This window comes from Halomonas sp. 72 (assembly GCF_052379785.1).
GTDB classification, from domain to species: Bacteria; Pseudomonadota; Gammaproteobacteria; order Pseudomonadales; family Halomonadaceae; genus Vreelandella; species Vreelandella citrativorans.
This window is the reverse complement of record NZ_JBQSYY010000002.1, coordinates 220,877-243,097: the sequence shown is the minus strand read 5'-3', so window position 1 is coordinate 243,097 and position 22,221 is coordinate 220,877. Positions and strand designations below refer to the sequence as shown.

The following is a 22,221-nucleotide window of genomic DNA, read 5'->3' as shown; positions in this document are numbered from 1 at the left end:
ATGAGCAACGTAACCAAACCGCTGGCGGGCATTAAGGTACTCGATATTTCTCGCGTACTGGCCGGGCCCTGGTGTGGCCAAATGCTCGCGGACTTGGGGGCCGATGTAGTGAAGGTCGAGCGCCCAGGCAGCGGTGACGACACGCGCCACTGGGGGCCTCCCTGGCTTGAAGACACCGCAGAATCAGCCTATTACCTGTGCGCCAACCGGGGAAAACGCTCGGTAACGATTGATATGGCCAGGCCAGAGGGTCAGGCGCTGATCAAGCAGCTCGTCGCTCAGTCAGATGTGCTGCTTGAGAACTTTAAAGTCGGCGGCCTGAAGAAATACGGCCTGGATTACGCCAGCCTAAAAGAACTTAACCCGGCGCTGATCTACTGCTCAATTACCGGTTTTGGCCAGCAAAGCCCCTACGCCCACCGCGCAGGCTACGACTTTATGATTCAAGCCATGGGCGGCATCATGAGTTTGACCGGCAAACCCGACAGTGAACTCGGTGGCGGCCCGGTGAAGAGCGGCGTGGCGTTTACCGATATTTTTACTGGCCTGTACGCCGCCAACGCTGTGCTGGCAGCGCTTTATCAACGCCGTGACAGCGGCGTCGGCTGCCATATTGATATGGCGCTGATGGATGTCCAGGTAGGCGTGCTGGCCAACCAAGCGCTTAACTACTTAACCTCCGGCAACGTGCCTCAACGCTTGGGCAATGCGCACCCTAACATCGTGCCCTATCAAGCGTTTGCGACCGCGGATGGACACATCATTGTGGCCGTAGGCAATGACGCACAGTTTGCGCGCTTTTGTGAGGTGCTCTCGCTAAGCGATCTGCCGCTCGATGAGCGTTTCGCCACCAACGGTGCCCGAGTTAACCACCGTGAAACACTCGTTCCCCTACTCGAAGCGGCCCTTGCTCAGCGAACCATGGATACATGGCTAACCGCCTTTGAAGCAGCAGGCGTGCCCAGCGGCCCCATCAATACGCTGGACCGCGTATTTGATGACCCGCATGTAAAAGCGCGCGGCTTAAAACAGACCCTGCCCCACTCACAGTCGGGCCAGGTGGACCTGGTGGCTAACCCTATTCGCGTCAATGGTCACTCCATGAGCGCCAGCACAGCACCGCCAGGCTTGGGTGAGCATACTGAACGTGTGTTAAAAGACATCGGCATTAGCCCGGCCCAACAACAGGCACTGCGTGAGGCAGGTATTATTTGATTGCTCGGCGTATACGGTGTTTACGCCTATTAATTACGCACTATGCTGAAAGCCTATCCCTTATTAGATAGGAGTTGAGCCATGAGCAATGCTGAGCTAAACGAACTAAAGCGGAAATACGTTGCCAACGGCGCAGCGAGCCCTGCCACAGCGTTTGCCGACCATGCCGAAAACGCTGAAGTGTGGGATGCTGATGGCAACCGATTTATCGATTTTGCTGGCGGAATCGGCGTCCTGAACATCGGCCACCGCCACCCTAAAGTGGTTGCCGCGGTGAAGGCACAGCTCGACAAGGTAGTGCATACCTGCCAAACGGTCATGCCCTATGAAGGCTACGTTCGTGTAGCCGAAAAACTTAGCCACCTGGTACCGGTTCGTGGCCATGCCAAGGTAATGCTGGCCAACTCCGGCGCCGAAGCGCTGGAAAATGCCGTCAAGATTGCCCGCGCAGCGACCGGACGCGCTAACGTCATCTGCTTTGATGGCGGCTACCACGGCCGCACCTTCTTCACCATGGCGATGAACGGCAAAGTAGCGCCCTATCAAACCGACTTTGGCCCCATGCCAGGCACCGTATTTCGGGCGCCCTACCCGGTCGATTATCACGGTGTTAGTGAAGATGAAGCCCTTCGCGGCCTGATGATGGCGCTTAAAACCGACGCGGGCCCGTCCAATACCGCCGCCATCATCCTGGAGCCCGTGCTTGGCGAAGGCGGCTTTTACCCGGCACCGGCCTCGTTCCTCAAAAAGATCCGCGACATCTGTGATGAGCACGGCATTCTGATGATTATTGACGAGGTGCAGTCTGGCTTCGGGCGCACAGGCAAGATGTTCGCCATTGAGCACAGCGGTGTTGAGCCCGACATCATGACCATGGCCAAAAGCATGGCCGACGGCATGCCGGTTTCAGCCGTGGTAGGTACCGATACAATAATGGACGCCTCAGGCCCCAACTCATTGGGTGGTACCTACACAGGCAGCCCAACCGCCTGCGCTGCCGCACTTGCCGTTATGGAAGTGTTTGAGAAAGAGAACATCCTGGAGAAAAGCCAAGCCCTCGGCGATAAGCTGGCCAAGCATTTTAATCAGTGGCAGGCACGTTACGAAAGCGTCGCTAATGTTCGTCACATGGGCGCTATGGCCGCCTTTGAACTCGTCGCTGATAAAACTACCCGAGCACCCAATGCAGAGCTTGCCAGCGCATTATGCAAGAAGGCCCGCGAAGAGGGTTTGATTCTGCTTTCCTGCGGGATGTACGGCAACACCATCCGCTTTTTAATGCCCATTACCATCGAAGACGACGTTTTGAACGAAGGGCTGGATATTATCGAGTCATGCCTGGAATCGCTGGTTTAGAGCGACCACGTGTCGAAAACAAACGCGCCGCTCAAATTGAGCGGCGTTTCGTCGCCAAATCAATCACGGGGTCGTCGATCGCCCTCCAGGAAATTGGCCGTAAATACCGCTTTGCCGTAGGTCTCAAACGACCATTTCATCACATCGCTCAAGGCTGCCATCACCGCATCGAACTCACCAAATATCTGAGTGCTCATGCGGTTGGGATACACCTCTAGCCCCGTCGCCTCAAGGCGCTTGACCACGTCTTTTACCAGCGGTTTAACATCATTGCCCAGCGGGTAGTAACTAAGCTGCACAGAAAGATACATAACGCCTCCTTACGCTGTGTGTGGTGGCCTACCCGCTGCACTCGAAAAGCGCTGCCAAGCGGCCAGAATGGCTAACCGTGTTTCGTCGGGGTGCTCCATCGGAAACATATGGGTTCCTGGCGTGTCGCTCACGGTTAAGCCTTTCCGCTTCAAACGTTTGATACGAGCTGCGGTAAGCAAATCCGACTCCTGACCGGCAATAATCGCCAGCGGCACGCCTACCCGGCTCGGCAAGCGCGAAAGGTGGTCCGGCAAGTGGCGAAAAATCTCCACCTCGACACGCGGATCAAACGTCAATTCTGCGCTGCCATCCTCTAAAAGCCGGGTACCTGCTTCAATGTAGTCGTTAAGCGCTGCCGGGGTAAAGCGGCTAAAGAGGCCGCGCTGGCTCAAGGATTTAGCCATCACCTCGCGGCTTGGCCATACGCTGCGCCGGCCTTGGGTCTTACCTGCAGGTGTGATGCGATCTATAAAACCAAAACGCTTGGCCACTTTCATGGCCCAGGCATCGGCTCCCAACATCAACGGCGGGTCGAGCAGGATCACCCCGCAAAAACGCTCGGGCTGCTTGTCGGCCGCCATGGCCATCAGCGTGCCGCCCAGCGAATGCCCCACGCCTAGCAGGGGTGCTTCGGTATCCGGCAGATAGCTTAATAGCTCATCCACCAGGTTGGCCCAATTGTGGTTCACCGGGTAGTCCGGATGATGCCCTAGCCGATCCACGGGGTGGATCTCAAAGGTATCGGCCAAGGGTTCGAGCAGACTTTTATAGCTTAGCCCAGGAAACCCATTGGCATGGGCAAACATCAAATGAGGCCGTGCGGGGGTTGTTGTCATAAAAAAACTCTTGGGCCTTTAACGCCGCCGTTATGGTCGCCAGTGCACGTGGCAATACCGTTTTCATTTAATCTTTCTCATACAAGCGTTTTCATATAAGTATTTTCATACAACCGTTTTAACGTGCGGACTAAAGAGCGTCAATCGACATAAGGTTTAACAGGCTAACAAAATATCGGTAGGCGCTGATTTCTAAAACAGAGAGAGCTGCTCGGCCGGGGCGGCTTCTGCCAAGCGATACCCCACCCCCAGCAGGCGCACCGGGCGCTCGCCGCGTGCCCAACCAACGTTCAACAGCGTTTCGAACTGCTCAAGGTTGGGCGCGGGGTCGGCATGCTCCACCGTGGTTTGGGTAAAATCGTTAAACTTCACCTTGACCATTAACCCTCTTACCCCAGGCGGTGGGTCCAGGCGGGCATAGCGGCGCTCTAAATCTTCTAACAGCACGGGGAGTTGTTGGCGGCACGCCGCAAGCGTGGGCAGGTCCTTGGCATAGGTCTGCTCGGTACTTACCGATTTACGCTCACGATGGGTTTTAACCGGCCGCTCGTCATGGCCGAGGCTTAACTCGTGCAGGCGTTTACCAAAGCGGCCAAACTGTTCCACCAGCTCAGTAAGTGGGCGAGCGCGCAGGTCAGCGCAGGTATGGATATCCAGCCGCGCCATCTTTTCAGCGGTGCGTGGGCCCACTCCATGAATCTTTTTCACCGGCAGCGCCTGAACAAAGTGCTCCACTTCATCAGGCGTAATCACACACAGGCCGTCCGGTTTATTCCAGTCGCTGGCGATTTTGGCGAGGAACTTGTTGGGCGCCACTCCCGCCGACACGGTGATGCCTACCTCCCGCCGAACCCGCTCGCGGATCGCCTGCGCCATGCGCGTGGCGCTGCCTTGGTGCAGCGTCACCTCGGAGACATCCAAAAACGCCTCGTCCAACGACAACGGTTCGATTAAATCGGTCACCTCGCGATAAATCGCAAAGACCTGGCGCGCCACTTCCTTGTACTTGGCCATATCGCCACGGATAAGCGTTAAATGTGGGCAGCGTTTCAGTGCCTGAGCCATCGGCATGGCGGAATGAATGCCGTATTCGCGGGCGGGATAATTGCAGGTTGCGACCACCCCGCGCTGCTCGACGCTCCCCCCAATGGCAATGGGAATATCCTTGAGCGCCGGGTTGTCGCGCATTTCTACCGCCGCGTAAAAGCAGTCACAGTCGCAGTGGATAATTTTGCGCACTGGCCACCCTTCTCACCTGTAAAAAAACACAGTTTATCACAGGTTTTTCCTGTTCAGGTTCCGCAGAACGTTCTCAATACTTGTTCGCTGCTGGTGGCGGGAACGGCTAGGCGGCGCGCTTCCGGTGAATCCTCGAAGGGCTTAGTCACCGCTGCAAGCAAGGTATGAAAAGGTGCGTAGTCGCCCTCGTAAGCGGCATTAATGACCTCCTGAACGCGGTGATTACGCGGAATAACGACCGGATTGGCGTGCCGCATCGCTTCCCAACGCGCTGCATCCTGATGGGCAACACATTCGGCCTGCCAGGCTTCTATCCACGCGCCCAAGGCGTCAGGCTGAGTGGTTAACGCAAGCACGGCATCATGGGTTTGGGCACCCGGTGAGGCGGCGTACTGGGTCAGCGCGTCAAAGGTTGCCGTCATATCCATCTTGCCTTGGGCCATTTGGATTTCAAGCGACGCCATCAGCGTATTGGCTTGCTCGCTATCAGACGAAAGCCCTAGCTTATCCGCCTGACGCTTGCGCTGCTCATCGGCATGTATATCGGTAAAACGATGAATGGCTTGCGTTGCCTGCTCCACCGCCTCATCGCCCTGCGCCTGCATTAGCGGCAGTAACGTTTCCGCTAGGCGGGCCAGGTTCCATTGGGCAATCGCGGGCTGATTGCCAAAGGCGTAGCGGCCTGCCTCGTCAATAGAGCTAAACACCTTTTGCGGATCAAACTGCTCCATAAAGGCACAGGGGCCGTAATCAATGGTCTCCCCGGTGATGCTGGTGTTATCAGTATTCATCACACCGTGGATAAAACCTACGCTCATCCAGTGCGCCACCAGCGCGGCCTGGCGGGCAACAACCGCCTCCAGCAGCGCCAGGTAAGGATCATCGGCCTGGGCCGCGTCTGGGTAGTGGCGCTCAATCGCGTAATCTGCCAGGGCTTTTAGGGTCTGTTCATTACGCAGCACCGCAGCAAACTGAAAGGTGCCAACGCGCACGTGGCTGCGAGCCACTCGGGTAAAAACAGCCCCTGGCTCAGGTAGTTGGCGTCTAACCACCTCTCCGCTGGCTACCGCTGCCAGCGCCCGCGTAGTGGGTACGCCAATCGCCGCCATAAATTCACTGACCAGGTACTCACGCAGCACAGGCCCCAAGGGCGAGCGGCCATCACCGCCGCGTGAAAAAGGAGTTCGCCCGCTGCCCTTCAGCTGTATATCCCACCGCTGACCCTGCTCGTCTACCACTTCGCCCAGCAAAAGTGCCCGGCCATCCCCCAACTGAGAGACAAAATTACCAAACTGGTGGCCCGCATAGCCAAGCGCAATAGGGTCCGCGCCCGGGGGCAGCGTATTGCCGCTAAACCACTGCGCCAGCGTGGCGTTATCAGGTACCTCACTCGCCCCTAGGGTTTGAGCAAGGGAGTGATTAAAGGCAATTAAGCTGGGCGCTTTTACCGGCGTGGGCTGGCACGCCATCCACAGCGGCTCAGGTAGTGTTTTGTAAAAATGCTCAAACGTCAGCACAGTCACCTCCTCTATCATTGGGCGTTATCTCCTAATACCCTAGCAGTTCACTTAAGCAGGCGGTGAGATAATGTCATCTCTTCATGGGCTACCTTTGCCTCCGGTGTCACGCGACTTCTATCAACGCGATACCGTCGCCGTCGCCAACGACCTGTTAGGTTGCTGGTTAGTGCGTGTCATAGACGGCGTTCAGATGGCGGCGCGTATTGTCGAAACAGAAGCTTATTGCGGCGCCCACGACTCAGCCTGCCATGCCCACCGTGGATTAACGCCTCGCACGGCGGCGATGTTCGGCCAGCCCGGTCACGCCTACGTGTACTTGGTGTATGGCATGCACTGGCTGCTTAATATCGTCACCGAACCTGAAGGGTCGCCTTGTGCAGTGCTGATCCGCGCTGTTGAACCCGTGCTTAACGAACACGCCATGCGCGAGCGGCGCAGTATACCGGGCAGGCAATTATGTAACGGGCCCGGCAAACTCACCCGGGCACTTGGCGTGGATAAAGCACTTTACGGCCACGATATGACACGCGCCGAGCAGTTGTGGGTATGTGCAGGCAGCCACTCGACGCCCATTGCCAGCGGTCCGCGTGTCGGCATCGACTACGCCGAGCCTCATGACCGTGATGCGCCCTGGCGGTTTTGGCTGGAAGGCAACCCGTGGGTATCCAAAGCGCGCTGACCCAGCGTCAACCGCTTAACGGCATGGGTTAATACCGGCGTTAATGGGGCGCGCCATTGATGGCTGAGTAGCGTATCTGCCCGGGTAACACCCAGCGACAGCGAGGCAATGGGCAAGCCCATGGAATGAGCATCACGACAGAAGCGGTAGCCCGAAAACACCATTAACGAAGTGCCTACGGCCAGCACCGCATCCGCCTTGTTCAAGCCTGCCTGCGCCGCTTGGCGACGCTCTGCAGGCACCACATCGCCATAATAAACCACGTCCGGCTTTAAAATACCGCCGCAACGCGGGCAATCAAGCACGCGAAACGTACTGAAATCGGTTTCCAGGTCAGCGTCGCCATCCGGCGCGTGGGTGGCATTAAGTACCGCAAAGGCAGGGTTCATGCGGGCCATTTCGCTATGCATGGCGTGGCGCATCATCTGGTAATGGCAAGTCATGCACTTCACCAGATCCGCCCGGCCGTGCAGGTCGATGACACGCTTTGAACCTGCCCGCTGATGAAGGCGGTCAACGTTCTGCGTTACCAAAAGCTCTACAAACCCCATCGCCTCCAGCGCTGCCAACGCCTGGTGAGCGCCACTTATTTGGGCTTCGCGGAGTGCTTTGAATCCGACCAGCGCACGCGCCCAATAGCGCTGACGCACGCTGAGCGATGCCATAAAGTCACCATGCTGAACAGGAGGTGGCCGTTTCCACTGTCCGTTAGCATCGCGGTAGTCGGGAATACCGCTATCGGTACTGACACCTGCGCCGGTAATTACCCACAATCTGGGGTGCTGTTCGATAAAGCGAGCAAGTTCAACCCCCGCTTGGGCCACACTTTTTTCCATTTCCACGGCCTGCGTCAATTGATGCCCTAGGCAAGTTTCCCCTATCTCGACGATACTGTAGGACATTATGGGCACATGCAACGTACCTGGTCTTAACGTACCTGGTCTCAGCGTACTGAGCAGCGATGCCTGACCATGCATTGAAGGAGCGCCTCATGCAGAGCGATCACGATATTATTATTGTTGGCGGCGGTATGGTGGGAGCCGCGCTGGCGGCCCGGTTGGGTAACGCGGGCTACGCTATCGGACTGATCGAGCGAGGTGCCACGCCTACCCCCATGAGCGGCGATTATGACCTGCGTATTTCATCGTTAAACGCCCGCTCGCTGGCGTTTGTTAAGCTTAGCGGTACAGAACTGCCCCAGGAACGCTGCTGCCCCTTCCGCCATATCGATGTCTCCAACCTGGACGGCACTGGGCATAGCGTGTTCTCTGCCAGTGATAGCGGCATGGACGATTTTGGCCTGTTTATTGAAAACCGAACGCTTCAGTACGCCCTTTGGCAGCGCCTTAAAGAGCTGCCCAGCGTTACCTGTTATACCCACTGCGCGCCTATCAATACGCTGATTGCTGGCGACAAACGGGTGGTCGAACTGGATAACGGCAAGATGCTGAGCGCGCGCCTGGTGGTCGGTGCCGACGGCGCGCGTTCAACGCTACGCCAGCTAGCGGGCATCGAGGTTACTAGCCATAACTACCATCAGCGGGCGCTGATTGTGAACGTGGAAACAGCGCTTCCTCAGCAGGATGTGAGTTGGCAATACTTTACGCCGACCGGGCCCATCGCCATGCTGCCGCTACCCGGCCATCGGGCATCGTTAGTATGGTACGACCATGATGAGACGACCAAAGCCCGCGAAGCGCTGGATGACGACGCGCTTAAAGCGGCGATTGAAAACGCGTACCCCAAGCGGCTGGGCAAACTGACCCGCATTGTCGCTCGCGCCAGCTTCCCGATTAAACGCCAGCACGCCCGCCGCTATATCGGCAAGCGCTTGGCGTTAATTGGCGATGCTGCCCATGTGGTTCATCCGCTGGCAGGCCAAGGGTTAAATATTGGCCTGCACGATGCCGATACATTGGCCGAGATGGTTATTAAAGGCCGCGACCCGGGCGACCACATTAACCTGCACCGTTTCGAGTGCCAGCGCCGCGTGGCAAACCAGGCCATGATCGCCGCGACCGACAGCTTCCACCACCTGTTCACCGGTGCCAAACCGCTGCGCCAGTTGGGTGATCTAAGCCTGCATTTGGCCGAACGCTTCCCACTCGCCAAGCGCATGATGATGCAACAGGCCAATGGGTTGAATCCGTTTAAGAAGGGATAGATTTATTTCATAACCGGTCGGTAAACGCAGTGGCGCATGCTGCCAAGAGTGGAGCTTGCGCCAGCTACTTACGGGTTATTAGCACTTCGTAAGGCGGTGAGCCCCACTCCCGCTGACTGAAAACCACCGTCAACCGCAATTGTCTGCCCCGTGACATACCCGCCCTCCGGGGAGCATAAAAAGGCAATCACCTCGGCTATTTCTTTCTCTTGGCCAAACCGGTTAAGAGGTATGGTCTCAAGGTAGCTTGCTTTCATTTCCGGCGCGGCTTCCACCAGTTTTGCCAATAGCTCCGTCTCTACGGGCCCAGGCGCCACACAGTTGGCTCTTATACCGTGCTCGCCCAACTCCATTGCCTGCTGCTTGGTTAAATGAATAACCGCCGCCTTGGACGTACCATAAGCCGTTCTTAACGTACTGGCGCGCAAACCCGCGATAGAAGCTACGTTAACAATCGCTCCGGATACCTTTTTCATCAGCGGCGTCAGGGCCTGCGTGACAAGAAAGGTGCCGTCCAGGTTCACCGACATGATTTTTTTCCAACTATCAAAGCCAGTCTCCTCTATCGGATGAAGAGCGGCTATTCCTGCGTTATTGACTAGCGCGTCGACACGCCCATATTGGCGCTCGATGACCGCAGCCATGGCGCTAACATCATCAGGGTTAGAAACATCACATTCGACTGGCAATACGCCGCTGTACGTCTCGGCCAATTCGCTGGCAACCGTGTAGCTCATGTCCACCACGGCTACGTCATAACCCTTTGCAAGAAAAATCTCTACGGCAGCAAGCCCGATTCCCCGCGCACCACCGGTTACAACGGCAACTTTTTTAGTGACCATCAAGCACCTCTTCTCTCGTTATTATTGACTGACCAAAAGCATGGATATCTGCGGGAAAAAAGCCACTAATGCGAGCCCTACCAAACACGCGCCAACACAAATAAAGGTGCCTCGCGCTATTTTTTCAATGGAAAGACCTGTCACATTCGCAGCGACATAAAGATTAATACCCACAGGTGGTGTTATCAGGCCAATGGAGAGGTTAATCATCACCAAAACACCAAACCAGACAGGGTCCCAGCCAAGCTGGTGCACAATAGGAAGAAACACCGGTAACGAAATAAACATCACCGTTACCGCATCCATAAACATGCCAATAATCAGCAGGATCAGCATGATAACCAATAAAACAACCCACTCATTGTTGCTCATGCCTAACAACATGGAAGAGTAAGTGCCTACCAGGTCATCAACCGTCACCACCCAACCAAACAGGCTTGCGTAAGCAACCACCAGCATAACGACGGCAGACGATGCCGCCGCATCACTAACGGATTCATACAATTTTTTGATGCTTAATGTTTTATAGATGACCGCACCCACCAGCAACGCATAGATAGTGGCCACTAATGCGGCTTCCGTAGGGGTAAACACACCGGCGTATATCCCTCCCAAAATAACGACCGGCGTGAGCAAGCCCCAAAAAGAGTCTTTAAAGGAAGCCCATAATCGACCTGCATAGCCCAGTTGCGGGTAAGGGTTATCGCCCATCGACATAACGGAAGGTTCAGATGACAGGCCCGATGATCCCGCAGCTCCCGCGTTTTTCACGCGCCCCCACGGCAGGGTCACTATCATTAAACCGCCCATCATCAGGCCAGGTAAAATGGCAGCCATAAACAGCTTCGATATTGAGGTTTCAGCAATAACGCCGTAAATCACCAACCCGATAGAAGGCGGGATAACGATCGACAAGGCCGCGCCCGTACACACCAAACCTGCAGCATAGGCCTTGCGGTAGCCGTCTTCTTCCATGCCTTTTATGATCATGGGCCCAATGGCGGCAACCGATGCCGGGCCAGAACCGCTAACAGCACCCCAAAACAAACAAACGACCGTACCGACGATGCCCATTCCACCGGGAAGACCACCCACCAGTACTCTGAAAAATCGGATCATCCGGTCAGCGATTCCAAGCCTTCCCATCAACGTTCCAGCAAGAATAAAGAAGGGAATCGCTAATAATGAAAATTTGGTAATACCTGTCGCAATCAAATCACCGGCGAGATCTAATCCAAACCCCATGTGCCACATGGCATAAATAGCGGACAGACCGAGTGAGAATGCGACGGGCACCCTCAACAAAAGCAGCAGGAAAAAGACGCTAATCATCTGTGAACCTGTCGAAAGCGTGCCGAAGATATCAAACATCTGCGCCTCCGATCGTGGGTTCCACGTTGCCGTTCATTTCTTGCCATGCACGCTGCAAAAATCGAATAGCAATGAGAATAAAGCCAAAAGGTATCGCAACGTGGTAGTACCAGGCGGGTAACCCTAGGCCGTAAGAGCGGGTTCCACTATTAAACTGATTGCTTAACACTTCCCAGGAGAAATAGGCTGACATGCATAGTAACGTTACAGACAGCAGCACAGACAACATAAAGACGACTGTTTTAGCGTGCCTTGGCAATACGTTATAGAGAACAGTTACCGCCAAGTGTTCACCCCGCCTTGCCGCAATCGCCGCGCCAAAAATAGTTAATATCAAAAACCCATTGGTAAGAAGTTCTTCTGTCGCGGCAAGCGAGTAGTTAGTACCGTATCGAACAACGACATTAGCGAAGCCAAGTAGCGCCATACTCAAGAAGAGGCCAGTGCATACTATTTTTTCAAATTCGTTAATTATAAATTTCATAAGGCATTGACCCTATACTGACACCAATAACTCTGACTAAGGTTAGTCAGAGTTATTGTCAGTAAATGCTATTCGTTATTGCTGCTTGGAACTTTCTATCGTTTCGACAAAGCTGGAAACGATGTCAGGACCGACTCTTTCAGCCCAGATATCAAAGGCAGGTGCCGTTGCTTGCCTAAATACCTCGATCTCTTCCGGGGTCAATTCGGTAATATCCATGCCTTGTTCACGAAGGAAGTCGACGCCCTCAGCCGTATTTTCGCGTGTAATGGCGAGCTGATGCGCCATGGCCTGGTCAGCCGCTTGCTGAACCATCTCCTGCGTTTCAGCATCGAAGCTTTCCCAACGCTGCTTGGAAATGCCTAAAAAGATAGGGTCATACGAGTAGTGCCAGAGCGTTATATAGTCTTGCACTTCATAAATACGCTGGGGAATGATAACGGCACCAATTCCATTTTCCTGACCGTCAACAACGCCTTGCTGCAATGCCGAGATCGTCTCGACCCACTGCATTTGCTGCGGGTTGGCGCCCAATGCATCCATAACATCAACATACATAGGACCTGCCACGCGCATATTTAACCCGCGCATATCGTCAGGGCTACGAATCGGCCGTTTACTATTGGTCAGTTCACGAAAACCGCTTTCACCCCAGGCCAGCACCTTAACGCCCTTTTCATCCATGATCTCTTCAAGCAACTTAACCGGCTCGCCGTTCATGGTGGCGTCTACCTGATCATAACCGTCGTAGAGATAAGGCAGTGAAAAAACAGCCATTTCAGGTATTAACGGCGTGACATTAATGGCGGAGGTCATCACTAAATCAATAGCGCCCCTACCCACCATTTCAAACTGGCGCATCTGGTCGCCACCCGCTAACTGCGAGTTAGGAAACGTACGAACCGACAGTTCGCCTTCTGAGGCTTCATTTAACAAGTCGTTAAAGAGTTCAGCGGCTTCATGCCACGTGGTGGTGTCACCGGTGTTATGAGAAAGCCTTAATGTTTCAGCGGATGCCGCACTGGCAAAAAGCAAGCTTGCAGCAGAGGTGGCCCAGACAGTTTTTAAAAAAGCATGGCGTTTCATTATGTTCTATTCCTCGTGGCGTATCCGTGCTAACGCACTTGATTGTTATAATCCACAATATGGACCATTCGTTATATATACGACAATAAAAATTTGCCAAAAGCACTCCAGAAAGTCAAAGTATCAGCAAAATAAGCTCAATACACGCGCCATTAAAACAACAATCGGTCCATAATATGGAACACAAAGCCTTAATAACGGAGAGCACAACCGCTGGTGCACAAAGCGTCGACCGTGCACTGGGGTTATTAAGCCTGATTGCTCGACAAGCCGAAGGCAGCTCACTGGCCGATTTAACCAGGCACAGTGGTTTAAACAAGCCCACGGTAAGACGATTGCTGCTGGCACTTATTAATGCAGGAATGGTAGAGCAATCGCCCGCTAATCATCATTATCAATTAGGCCCAGAAGCCTATTTGCTGGGCCACAGAGCTTCCGAGCAACATAACCTGACGCGACTGGCTACGTGCAATGTCGCTCGTTTAGCGCAGCGAACGGAAGATGCCGCCTGTCTTTCTATCCGCCGAGGCCACTTCTCGCTGTGTCTGTATCGTGAAGACGGCGTTTATCCCATTCGGACCCATGCCCTTGTGCAAGGCGCCTATCATCCTCTGGGAGTAGGCGCAGGCTCACTCGCCATGTTGGCAGCGCTGCCTGACGCTGAAATTACCCACGTATTAGATGCACAACGCCCGCTCCTTGAACAGCAGTACCCCCAACTGGCTCCAGAGCATATGGTAAACCTGGTGAACGAAACGCGGTTGCAGGGCTATGCCGTTAACCCTGGGCTGGTGTTTGCGGATTCATGGGGAATCGGCATTGCCCTACGTTGGCCTGATGGCGTACTGGCCGGCTCACTTTCGCTAGCAGCGATAGAGAGCCGTATGCAGGAACCACGTCGTTCCCAAACGCTTGTGCCGAGATTAAAAGAAGAGGCGTTAGCGATTGAGCATCTGTTAGCCGCTGAATTTACAAGACATCAAACATCTCCCACTCCCCTCGCCAGGAGCAAATAATGACAAAAGCACAGATCGTCGGTTGGGCCCACTCCCCTTTTGGAAAATTGCCCGAACCCGACACCCAAGCGCTGATGCAAAGCGTGGTTCAGGATGCGCTCGTTCATGCAGGCGTCGATCATGAGGCTATCGACGGCATTTTTGTCGGTGTCTATAACAACGGTTTCTCGGCTCAGGACTTCCAAGCAGCCCTGGTGGCGATGGGCGACGAGCGCTTTGCGCACACGCCCGCCACGCGTTACGAAAATGCCTGCGCAACAGGCAGCGCAGCGCTGCATGGCGCGCTCGACTTTATAGAGTCTGGGCGTGGGCGCATCGCCCTGGTCATCGGCGCTGAAAAAATGACGGCAACGCCCACTGCTGAAGTGGGCAACATTCTGCTAAGCGCCAGCTATCACCGTGAAGAAGCCCATATTGCGGGGGGCTTTGCGGGGGTGTTCGGCGAAATTGCGGAACGTTACTTCCAAACCTACGGGGACCGCTCCTACGAACTCGCCATGATCGCGGCCAAAAACCACGCCAACGGCGTGTTTAACCCCTATGCCCAAATGCGCAAAGATATCGGCGTCGATTTCTGCGCCACCGTTTCAGACCACAACCCGACGGTCGCAGGCCCTTTGCGTCGCACAGACTGCTCGCTCATATCGGATGGCGCCGCAGCCATGATTATTGCCGATGCTGAGACGGCCGCTCAATTAAAGCGTGCGATTGCCTTTCGGGCACGAACGCAAGCCAATGACTTAATGGCGCTTTCAAGACGAGACATATTGGAGTTTCGTGGGGCATCGATGGCCTGGCAGAAAGCGCTCGCAAGCGCTGACGTCAACATTATGGATTTATCCCTCGTCGAAACACACGACTGCTTCACTATCGCCGAGCTGCTTGAGTACGAAGCGATGGGGCTCGCCAAGAAGGGGGAGGGCTATCGTGTTATTCAGGAAGGTATCACGCAAAAAGATGGCGCCTTGCCCGTCAACCCATCCGGCGGGCTAAAGTCCAAAGGTCATCCTATCGGCGCTACCGGGGTTTCCATGCATGTAATGGCCGCCATGCAGTTAATGGGTGAGGCGGAACAAATGCAAATACCCAATGCAAACCTGGCTGGCGTCTTCAATATGGGCGGCGCGGCGGTCACTAATTACGTGTCTATTCTGGAGCGTGTGAAATGAGCCTGAATGAACACAATAGCCTCGTGCCTGTTTCTACCCGAGTGATGAATCTGTCTCACCTTCTCACCGAAAGCTCGCGCCGCTTCTCGAATGAGATTGGTTTTGTGTGGGGCGAAAAGACCTGGACATGGAAAGAGATGGAGGAGCGTTCACAAGCGTTTGCGTACGCGCTCCGCCATGAAATGGGCCTGCAAAAGGGTGACCGCTTACTGGTTCAGTCCTCCAACTGCCACCAAATGTTTGAAGCGATGTTTGCCTGTTGGAGAATAGGCGCCGTATGGGTGCCGACCAACTATCGTCAGTCGCCCGACGAAGTGGCTTACCTGGCTGAATCCTCTGGGGCAAAAGGCCTGCTTTGTGGCGCCAGCTTTACCCATCACGCCGCCGCTTGTGCCCCTCTTATTGATGTGACGATCTCGATTGGAGAGAGTGATTTCGCCGTCGATTACGAAACGCTGGTTGAACGCTTTTCAGGCCAGCACATGCCAGCCGCCGCGGTTAATCGCGATGACCCTGCGTGGTTTTTCTTCACCTCTGGCACCACCGGACGCCCCAAGGCAGCCGTACTGACCCATGGCCAAATGGCCTTCGTTGTCACTAACCATTTATGTGACTTGATGCCAGGAACCAACGCCTCTGACGCGTCTATCGTCGTCGCGCCTCTGTCGCACGGCGCGGGCGTTCATCAGCTTGCCCAAGTCGCTCACGGCGTTAAAACCATACTCCCGGCGGACGAGAAATTTGACCCCGAGGTGATTTGGCAGCTTGTGGAAAAGTGGAACGTGACCAACCTATTCACCGTGCCCACTATTGTCAAAATGCTCATTGAGCACTCCAGTGTAAAGCGGCATGACCACTCCTCCTTACGCTACGTTGTCTACGCTGGTGCGCCCATGTACCGGTCCGACCAGGTGAAAGCGCTGGAAACATTAGGGTCTGTGCTGGTTCAGTATTTCGGGCTTGGCGAGGTAACCGGCAATATAACGGTGCTACCCCCTGCGCTTCACCACGTTGACGATAACCACATGAAAATCGGGAGCTGCGGCTTTTCGCGTACCGGCATGCAGGTGCAAATTCAGGATAGCAACGGTGCTGAAGTGGCCGCCGGTGAAACGGGAGAAATCGCCGTCATCGGGCCGGCTGTTTTTGCGGGCTACTACAATAACGCCGAAGCCAATCAAAAGAGCTTTCGAGATGGCTGGTTTTTAACGGGTGACCTGGGCCATCGGGATGAAGAAGGATTCATTTACCTGACCGGGCGCGTTTCGGATATGTATATATCGGGCGGCTCCAACATTTATCCTCGCGAGATCGAAGAGAAGCTGCTTAGCCATCCTGCCATTTCCGAAACAGCCGTATTGGGCGTACCTGACCCTGTCTGGGGTGAAGTCGGCATGGCCGTGTGTGTGCTTTACCCCGGCCAGCCACTGGATACTGCCTCCTTGAATGCATGGCTGAGTGAGCGCATTGCTCGCTACAAGATGCCTAAAAGCTACGTATTCTGGGAAGAAATGCCCAAAACGGCTTACGGAAAAATCACTAAAAAGCTCATTCGTGAAACATTAACTGAGCGTGGTGAATTACAGGAGGCAACATGAGTTCTCCTCCCAGCAATGCGGTAGCGCTTGGCTATATCGAACACCCAGGCACGCCTGCACAAACGCGCTACCAGGCGCAGCTCTGCCATACACAAGAGCGATCACTCACGCTTGAAGGCGGCCAAACGCTACATGACGCCATCGTCCAGGCGCTTCAAAAGCAGGCCATCTCGTCAGCGTACTTAACGATCAATAATGCAGCGATGCAAACGCTTCACTATGTCATCCCGGGCGATGACCCAAGTGGGCAACATGCTGCCTGGTATAGTGAAACGCATCGCTTATCACCACCGGCAAACATACACACCGCAGGCATTCATGTAGGCCTGCGTGATGGTGAACCTTTCCTGCATTGCCACGGGATATGGCAGCAAGGCGATGGGCATACCGCGGTTGGCCATCTGCTAGCGCCCGCGTCGATATTAGCCAATGACATTGAGGTGTCGTGTATCGCGATAGAAGGCGCCTATTTGGCCGTCACGGCTGATGAAGAAACCCGGTTTCCTCTTTTTGCGCCTTACCAGGGTGCCAGCAGTGCTGCTAAGCCCAATGCGCTTTTACTGACGCTACGCCCGAATCAAGACCTCAATGCCGCCATCGCAGCAACCGCTAAACGTTACGGGATTGATACGGCACAGATCATGGGCCTTGGAAGCCTGGTGCAAACCTGTTTTACAGACGGCCACCAGCTTAAAAGCCACGCGAATGAAATACTGATACTTGATGGAACATTGAGAGATGGGCAGCCCTCACTTCAAGCGGTCTCTGTCGGTATCGGCGGCGAACAACATCAAGGAGCGCTTGCCCCTGGGCGAAATGCTATCTGCGTTACCTGTGAGCTATTGCTGCGCTTTTAATTCGCTCGCCACTTCAGCAAAGTGGCCCGCCTTATCCAGGCTAAATTCGAGAAAATCTCGCGCTAGGTAAAGCGCGCCCGAATAGACGCTTTGGGCCTCTTTGCGGATATCCTCGATGGAAGGCGATGCCAGGGGGTTGAGCTGATAACGCGGGCTAAAGTGCGTCAGCACCAGGTTGGGCAGCGCTACCGATTCGGCAAAACCAGCCACAAGCCTGGCGTAGCTATGCCCTACCTCAAGCGCCTTCTGGGCCATTTCCTGCGTATACGTGGCTTCATGCACCAGCACGTGCGCCCCAGCGCACGCTTCCCACAACAGCTCAGGCTGGGCATTGTCCCCCGCGATGACCACTTTCCTGGCCTCATGCTTGAGGAGTAAGCACTCATGGCTTGTTAATGTCTCACCCGCGAACTCAATATCGAACCCTCTTTTCAACTGCCCCCACAACGGCCCTCTGGGAACCCCCTTCTGGATGAGCTTTTCGATGTCCAAGGCAGCGTCGACGTTTTTCTCTGTCAACGCATAGGCATAAGATGCCACCCCATGGGAAAGCTTGAACGTGGCAACCGCCATGTTTTCAAACTCAATGCTCGGCAGGTCATCTGAGCAGATAAACTCCAGCGCGAAAGGCAAGCTTAGCTGCGTGGCCTCGCAAGTAGCCTCCCACCACGCTTTGATACCTGCGGGTGCGACAATGGTAAGCGGCGCTTTCCGACCGTTCATTCCCGCGCTCGCCAGTATGCCCGGCAGCCCGTAGCAGTGGTCGCCGTGCACATGGGTAATCAAAATGGCGTTTAATGAATGAAACGACAGCTTCGTACGCAAAACCTGATGCTGGGTGCCCTCTCCACAATCGATCAGGTACCAGCCTTTGCCCTTGCTCTCGCGCAAAGCAATGCCAGTCACATTTCGGCTTTTGGTGGGCACACCAGCGGAGGTGCCCAGGAACAGTAAGTTCATATCCTTCCAGTATCTCTATGGCATGGGCGTGGTATCGCCGCTCAACGATGTGGAAAATACGCCCACAAGGGGTTGAACAGCATATGATAGTCGCTACCACTCTTTTGCATTGCCCTATTGGCTTGGCTCTCAAGATTTAAAAAATCGTCAGCCTCATTAAAAAATGAATAAATCAGGAACAGAAACATGCTCTTCAGGCTTCCCTTTAAGCTTACGATCCTGCTGGTTGCTCTGGTGGCAGCAAGCGTCATCTGGCAGCGAACCACGTTTATGCTGATGGCATTAACGCGCATTGATCCGCGACCCGAAACCTATGCGTTGGTCGAGGAGGAGCAATACGCTGAAGCGGCTAACTATTTGGGCTTCTTTATGCCCTATGACTACGTGGGCGATGACCCTGAAGCACAGGTGCTTTATCAAAGTATTGAAGATCAGCGAAGCGATTGGCGTTACCAGCTCAATAAGTTGGGCGAAGGTTTATTAAAGGGCAGCAGTGACGAAACCATTGGGCAAGTTGCCAGCGTTACCTCGGATTTTTTTGTGATTGGTGACCTGCGCGACTTGGCTTACCAGGGCTTAAACCTTGCACAAGGCGAAGAAGTTGACGAATTTTTAGTCGCCCTGGCAACGCTAGGTTTGGTGGCCACATCCGCACAAGTAATAAGCACGATGGGCGCCAGCGCTACGGCAGGTGCCGCAACGCCTGCGGTAGCAGGAACCACGATCGCCAAAAGTAGCCTGATAGCGCTTAAGACCGCAAAAAGAGTTGGCAAGCTGCCAGGCTGGCTCAAAACTTCGGTAATGACGGCCGCCAGACAGGTGCGACAAACCGGGAACATGGGCCAACTACGCAACATGCTCGGCGACATCAATAGTTTGGCCAAAACGCGTGGCGGTTTAAATATGCTGGCCAATACCCAAAATGCCACCGAACTACGCCGAATGGCACGCTTTGCCGACACCTTCGGTAGCCAAAGCGCCACCTTGTACCGAGTGGGCGGCAAGGCCGCTGTTGATATTAGCCAGCGTAGCGCTACCCTGGGAAAAGAGACCATTTTGCTCGCGGCGACCTTCGGCAAAACAGGCTTAAGAGTGCTAGACAGGGTAGGCGCGCTGACATTCACCAGGCTTGCCAGCCGCAGCACCAAAATGGTGTATAAAGGCGACCTATTGGCCCTTATCGCTAAACTGCTTTTAGCACTCCCCGTGTGGCTGCTTTATGGCGTTATCGCGTTTGCCGCCTGGTTATGGGCGCCGCGCTGGTTGATGTCGGCTCTGAAGCGGCGGCTCTGGTTACGGCCTCAGGCGGAATAAGCATCCAGCCGCCTAAACTGACAGCGGTCAACATAAGTACTAATACGTCACACGACCGCAATACACATGCACCTTTCATGTGTTACCAATGGTCAGGCAACCCACTCTCTTTTAGGGACGATTTGCCATGACAGCCATCAACGAGAAAGTCTTCATCAGCCCCGGCCGCTACGTGCAGGGGGAAGGTGTTACCGCCCGCGCCGGACACTATGTGTCAGCGCTCGGGAAAACGGCGCTGCTGATTGCCGACGATGTGGTTTGGGACATCGCGGGTAAGGAGCTTAGCGCGAGCCTGGAAGGCGAAGGCGTTAGCTTCGAGCGAGCAGTGTTCGAAGGTGAGGCTTCTACCCGCGAAATCGACCGCCTCGTTGAGCTCGGACGCAAGCAGCAGGCAGATGTCGTTATCGGCTTTGGTGGCGGTAAAGCCATCGACACTGCCAAAGGTGTGGCTGAAAAGCTCGAAGCGGCCTGTGCCATACTGCCAACCACTGCTTCTACCGATGCACCCACCAGCGCCCTGTCGGTCATCTACAGTGACGATGGCGAGTTTGAGTCCTACCGCTTCTACAGCAAGAATCCCGACCTGGTGCTGGTCGATACCGGCATCATCTGCAAAGCGCCGCCGCGCTTTCTGGCCTCGGGCATTGCTGATGCACTGGCTACCTGGGTTGAAGCACGCGCCGCCATTCGCGCTAACGCCAACAACATGGCGGGCGGGAAAGCCACGTTGCTGGGCGCAACCATTGGCGAGAAATGCGAAGACATCCTTTTCGAGCACGCCATGCTGGCCTATCAAGCCAACGAAGCGCAGATCGTCACGCCCTCATTTGAAGCCGTGGTCGAGGCCAACACCTTGCTCAGCGGCCTGGGCTTTGAGAGTGGCGGCTTGGCGGCAGCGCACGCCATTCATAACGGCTTTACCGCCCTGCACGGCGAGATTCACAACCTGACCCACGGCGAAAAAGTGGCCTACGGCACGGTCGCGCAGCTGATTCTCGACCAAGCGCCGCAAGCGGAGCTGGAAGAGTATTTAGACCTCTACCTGGCGCTGGGCCTACCGGTGACGCTGAAAGCGCTCAAGCTTGACCAGGCAAGCGAGGAAGATCTTTATCGTGTAGCCGAAGCGGCGCTTAAAGAGGGTGAATCAAGCCATAACCTGGCGTATGAGCTAACGCCCAAGCAGATTGTTCACGCTATTAAAGCAGTGGATGTGCATGCGCGGGCGTTTATGGAGAAAGTGGGTTTGAGCGAGTAAAGCCCACAAGGCACATGGCGCCACGTGTGTGGCGCCATATTGATCGACTAGCCCTGCGCCGGAAATCAGGTAGCAGCCGTCGAGGATGATCCCCGGCACCGTATTCACCCCGGCTTCCATGAATCACTACTCTGCCGCACGAACGTCATGCGCGTACTGATCAGAGCGGGCGATAGCCTCAGCGGCGTCACCATAAAACCCTACCTCAATGGCCTTCGTGAGAAAACCGACAAGGAATTAACAGGTAGCGCTTTTCAAAATGGAAAAACCACCACGTCATCCCCTTCTTGCCATGGATGAAACTTGGTCATGGCCTGCAGAAAAAATGCGTGTTCCAACCAGTGTTGTAGCCACCGCTGCAGGTGCGGATAAGGTAGGCTATAAAAAACATCGCGATCTACATGGGCGAATTGGCGGATAAAAGGCATGATGCCAATATCAGCAATGGTCGCGTTATCTCCCAGAAGATAAGGCTTTTGAGTCAGCTTCTCCTCTAAAACCTGTAAAAAAGCTTCGCCCCGTTGCCGGTACTCTGCCTGGGTCATTTCGAGATGTCGGTCGGCATATTTATAGCGATCCAACCAATGTTTAAATTCATTATCGTTTTGCTCGATCAGGGCATTGGCCTGAGCGCTAACCTTCGCATCTAACAGCCCTTGCGGATCTTGTTGCTCAAGCGCCCACACCATTATTTCTCGGCTCTCTTCGATCACAGTACCATCAAAAAGCTGTAAAACAGGCACAGTGCCTTTCGGGCTAATCGCTAGCATCTGGGCCGGTTTGTTCTTCAATGTGATTTCGCGCAGCTCCACCGGTAACTCAGCAAACAATAAGCCGAGCCGGGCACGCATGGCATAGGGGCAGCGACGAAAAGAGTAAAGGCGATGAAGTGATGACGTCATGGGCATTTTTCACAGTTGAATTGAAGTCAGTAGACTCGGTGACCAC

The 22,221-nt window shown here is 54.8% G+C and carries 21 protein-coding genes; 10 read left to right on the top strand and 11 right to left on the bottom strand.

What is annotated here, in order from left to right; genetic code table 11:
• Both ACT3T6_RS03065 and gabT read left to right on the top strand, forming a co-directional pair.
• Positions 1-1,215: a CaiB/BaiF CoA transferase family protein gene (locus tag ACT3T6_RS03065; protein WP_193055319.1), complete on the top strand. Its 1,215-nt coding sequence runs from the start codon at positions 1-3 to the stop codon at positions 1,213-1,215.
• 81 nt (positions 1,216-1,296) lie between these two features.
• Positions 1,297-2,571: a 4-aminobutyrate--2-oxoglutarate transaminase gene (gene gabT / locus ACT3T6_RS03060; protein WP_193055318.1), complete on the top strand. Its 1,275-nt coding sequence runs from the start codon at positions 1,297-1,299 to the stop codon at positions 2,569-2,571.
• A 59-nt stretch (positions 2,572-2,630) separates the two neighbouring features.
• On the opposite strand, the gene ACT3T6_RS03055 is transcribed toward gabT, so the two are convergent.
• The 4 genes from ACT3T6_RS03055 to ACT3T6_RS03040 all read right to left on the bottom strand — a co-directional run bounded on the left by ACT3T6_RS03055 (position 2,631) and on the right by ACT3T6_RS03040 (position 6,493).
• Positions 2,631-2,882 (bottom strand): thiamine-binding protein, encoded by a 252-nt coding sequence (locus ACT3T6_RS03055; RefSeq protein ID WP_193055317.1) that lies wholly within the window; start codon positions 2,880-2,882, stop codon positions 2,631-2,633.
• Positions 2,883-2,891: 9 nt separating this feature from the next.
• Positions 2,892-3,719: an alpha/beta fold hydrolase gene (locus ACT3T6_RS03050; protein WP_193055316.1), complete on the bottom strand. Its 828-nt coding sequence runs from the start codon at positions 3,717-3,719 to the stop codon at positions 2,892-2,894.
• Positions 3,720-3,911: 192 nt separating this feature from the next.
• Positions 3,912-4,958, bottom strand: coding sequence for a DNA polymerase IV (dinB, locus tag ACT3T6_RS03045; RefSeq protein WP_193055315.1), 1,047 nt, complete (start codon positions 4,956-4,958; stop codon positions 3,912-3,914).
• Between the two features lie 53 nt (positions 4,959-5,011).
• On the bottom strand, positions 5,012-6,493 hold the full coding sequence (locus tag ACT3T6_RS03040) for a protein adenylyltransferase SelO (protein WP_193055314.1): 1,482 nt from the start codon (positions 6,491-6,493) through the stop codon (positions 5,012-5,014).
• A 52-nt stretch (positions 6,494-6,545) separates the two neighbouring features.
• Between ACT3T6_RS03040 and ACT3T6_RS03035 the strand changes: the two genes are divergently transcribed.
• Positions 6,546-7,157 carry a DNA-3-methyladenine glycosylase gene (locus ACT3T6_RS03035; protein WP_193055313.1) on the top strand — a complete coding sequence of 204 codons (612 nt, stop codon included), beginning with the start codon at positions 6,546-6,548 and terminating at the stop codon, positions 7,155-7,157.
• On the opposite strand, the gene ACT3T6_RS03030 is transcribed toward ACT3T6_RS03035, so the two are convergent.
• Complete coding sequence (locus ACT3T6_RS03030) at positions 7,091-7,993, bottom strand: NAD-dependent protein deacetylase (RefSeq protein ID WP_193055426.1); 903 nt, start codon at positions 7,991-7,993, stop codon at positions 7,091-7,093. The two genes, ACT3T6_RS03035 and ACT3T6_RS03030, sit on opposite strands and share 67 nt — an antisense overlap.
• A 155-nt stretch (positions 7,994-8,148) precedes the next feature.
• Between ACT3T6_RS03030 and ACT3T6_RS03025 the strand changes: the two genes are divergently transcribed.
• Entirely contained in the window at positions 8,149-9,321 is a 1,173-nt protein-coding gene (locus tag ACT3T6_RS03025) for a UbiH/UbiF/VisC/COQ6 family ubiquinone biosynthesis hydroxylase (RefSeq protein WP_193055312.1), read from the top strand.
• Positions 9,322-9,389: 68 nt separating this feature from the next.
• Here ACT3T6_RS03025 and ACT3T6_RS03020 read toward each other — a convergent pair whose 3' ends face one another.
• The 4 genes from ACT3T6_RS03020 to ACT3T6_RS03005 all read right to left on the bottom strand — a co-directional run bounded on the left by ACT3T6_RS03020 (position 9,390) and on the right by ACT3T6_RS03005 (position 13,104).
• Positions 9,390-10,163: an SDR family NAD(P)-dependent oxidoreductase gene (locus ACT3T6_RS03020; RefSeq protein WP_193055311.1), complete on the bottom strand. Its 774-nt coding sequence runs from the start codon at positions 10,161-10,163 to the stop codon at positions 9,390-9,392.
• 21 nt (positions 10,164-10,184) lie between these two features.
• Complete coding sequence (locus tag ACT3T6_RS03015; protein ID WP_193055310.1) at positions 10,185-11,534, bottom strand: TRAP transporter large permease; 1,350 nt, start codon at positions 11,532-11,534, stop codon at positions 10,185-10,187.
• Positions 11,527-12,018, bottom strand: a complete 492-nt coding sequence (locus tag ACT3T6_RS03010; RefSeq protein WP_192526547.1) for a TRAP transporter small permease — start codon at positions 12,016-12,018, stop codon at positions 11,527-11,529. The genes ACT3T6_RS03015 and ACT3T6_RS03010 overlap by 8 nt, the downstream gene beginning before the upstream one ends.
• A 75-nt stretch (positions 12,019-12,093) precedes the next feature.
• Complete coding sequence (locus ACT3T6_RS03005; RefSeq protein ID WP_192526546.1) at positions 12,094-13,104, bottom strand: DctP family TRAP transporter solute-binding subunit; 1,011 nt, start codon at positions 13,102-13,104, stop codon at positions 12,094-12,096.
• Between the two features lie 176 nt (positions 13,105-13,280).
• Here ACT3T6_RS03005 and ACT3T6_RS03000 point away from each other — a divergent pair, with 176 nt between their 5' ends.
• From ACT3T6_RS03000 to ACT3T6_RS02985, 4 genes are read left to right on the top strand one after another with little or no spacing between them, the layout of a single operon-like run.
• Positions 13,281-14,120, top strand: coding sequence for an IclR family transcriptional regulator (locus ACT3T6_RS03000; RefSeq protein WP_192526545.1), 840 nt, complete (start codon positions 13,281-13,283; stop codon positions 14,118-14,120).
• Positions 14,120-15,289 (top strand): acetyl-CoA acetyltransferase, encoded by a 1,170-nt coding sequence (locus ACT3T6_RS02995; RefSeq protein ID WP_192526544.1) that lies wholly within the window; start codon positions 14,120-14,122, stop codon positions 15,287-15,289. The genes ACT3T6_RS03000 and ACT3T6_RS02995 overlap by 1 nt, the downstream gene beginning before the upstream one ends.
• On the top strand, positions 15,286-16,887 hold the full coding sequence (locus tag ACT3T6_RS02990) for an acyl-CoA synthetase (RefSeq protein WP_193055309.1): 1,602 nt from the start codon (positions 15,286-15,288) through the stop codon (positions 16,885-16,887). Before ACT3T6_RS02995 ends, ACT3T6_RS02990 begins: the two co-directional genes overlap by 4 nt.
• The gene (locus ACT3T6_RS02985; RefSeq protein WP_193055308.1) at positions 16,884-17,744 is read left to right on the top strand and encodes a DUF296 domain-containing protein; all 861 of its coding nucleotides are present in this window, start codon (positions 16,884-16,886) and stop codon (positions 17,742-17,744) included. Before ACT3T6_RS02990 ends, ACT3T6_RS02985 begins: the two co-directional genes overlap by 4 nt.
• Here ACT3T6_RS02985 and ACT3T6_RS02980 read toward each other — a convergent pair.
• Positions 17,727-18,704 (bottom strand): ribonuclease Z, encoded by a 978-nt coding sequence (locus tag ACT3T6_RS02980; protein ID WP_193055307.1) that lies wholly within the window; start codon positions 18,702-18,704, stop codon positions 17,727-17,729. The two genes, ACT3T6_RS02985 and ACT3T6_RS02980, sit on opposite strands and share 18 nt — an antisense overlap.
• Before the next feature lie 186 nt (positions 18,705-18,890).
• Between ACT3T6_RS02980 and ACT3T6_RS02975 the strand changes: the two genes are divergently transcribed.
• A complete protein-coding gene (locus ACT3T6_RS02975) occupies positions 18,891-20,018 on the top strand; it encodes a hypothetical protein (RefSeq protein ID WP_193055306.1) in 1,128 nt (375 codons plus the stop codon).
• Positions 20,019-20,145: 127 nt separating this feature from the next.
• Positions 20,146-21,273: a glycerol dehydrogenase gene (locus ACT3T6_RS02970; protein WP_087110182.1), complete on the top strand. Its 1,128-nt coding sequence runs from the start codon at positions 20,146-20,148 to the stop codon at positions 21,271-21,273.
• A 254-nt stretch (positions 21,274-21,527) separates the two neighbouring features.
• On the opposite strand, the gene ACT3T6_RS02965 is transcribed toward ACT3T6_RS02970, so the two are convergent.
• Positions 21,528-22,175: a glutathione S-transferase gene (locus ACT3T6_RS02965; RefSeq protein WP_193055305.1), complete on the bottom strand. Its 648-nt coding sequence runs from the start codon at positions 22,173-22,175 to the stop codon at positions 21,528-21,530.
• Between the last annotated feature and the right edge of the window lie 46 nt (positions 22,176-22,221).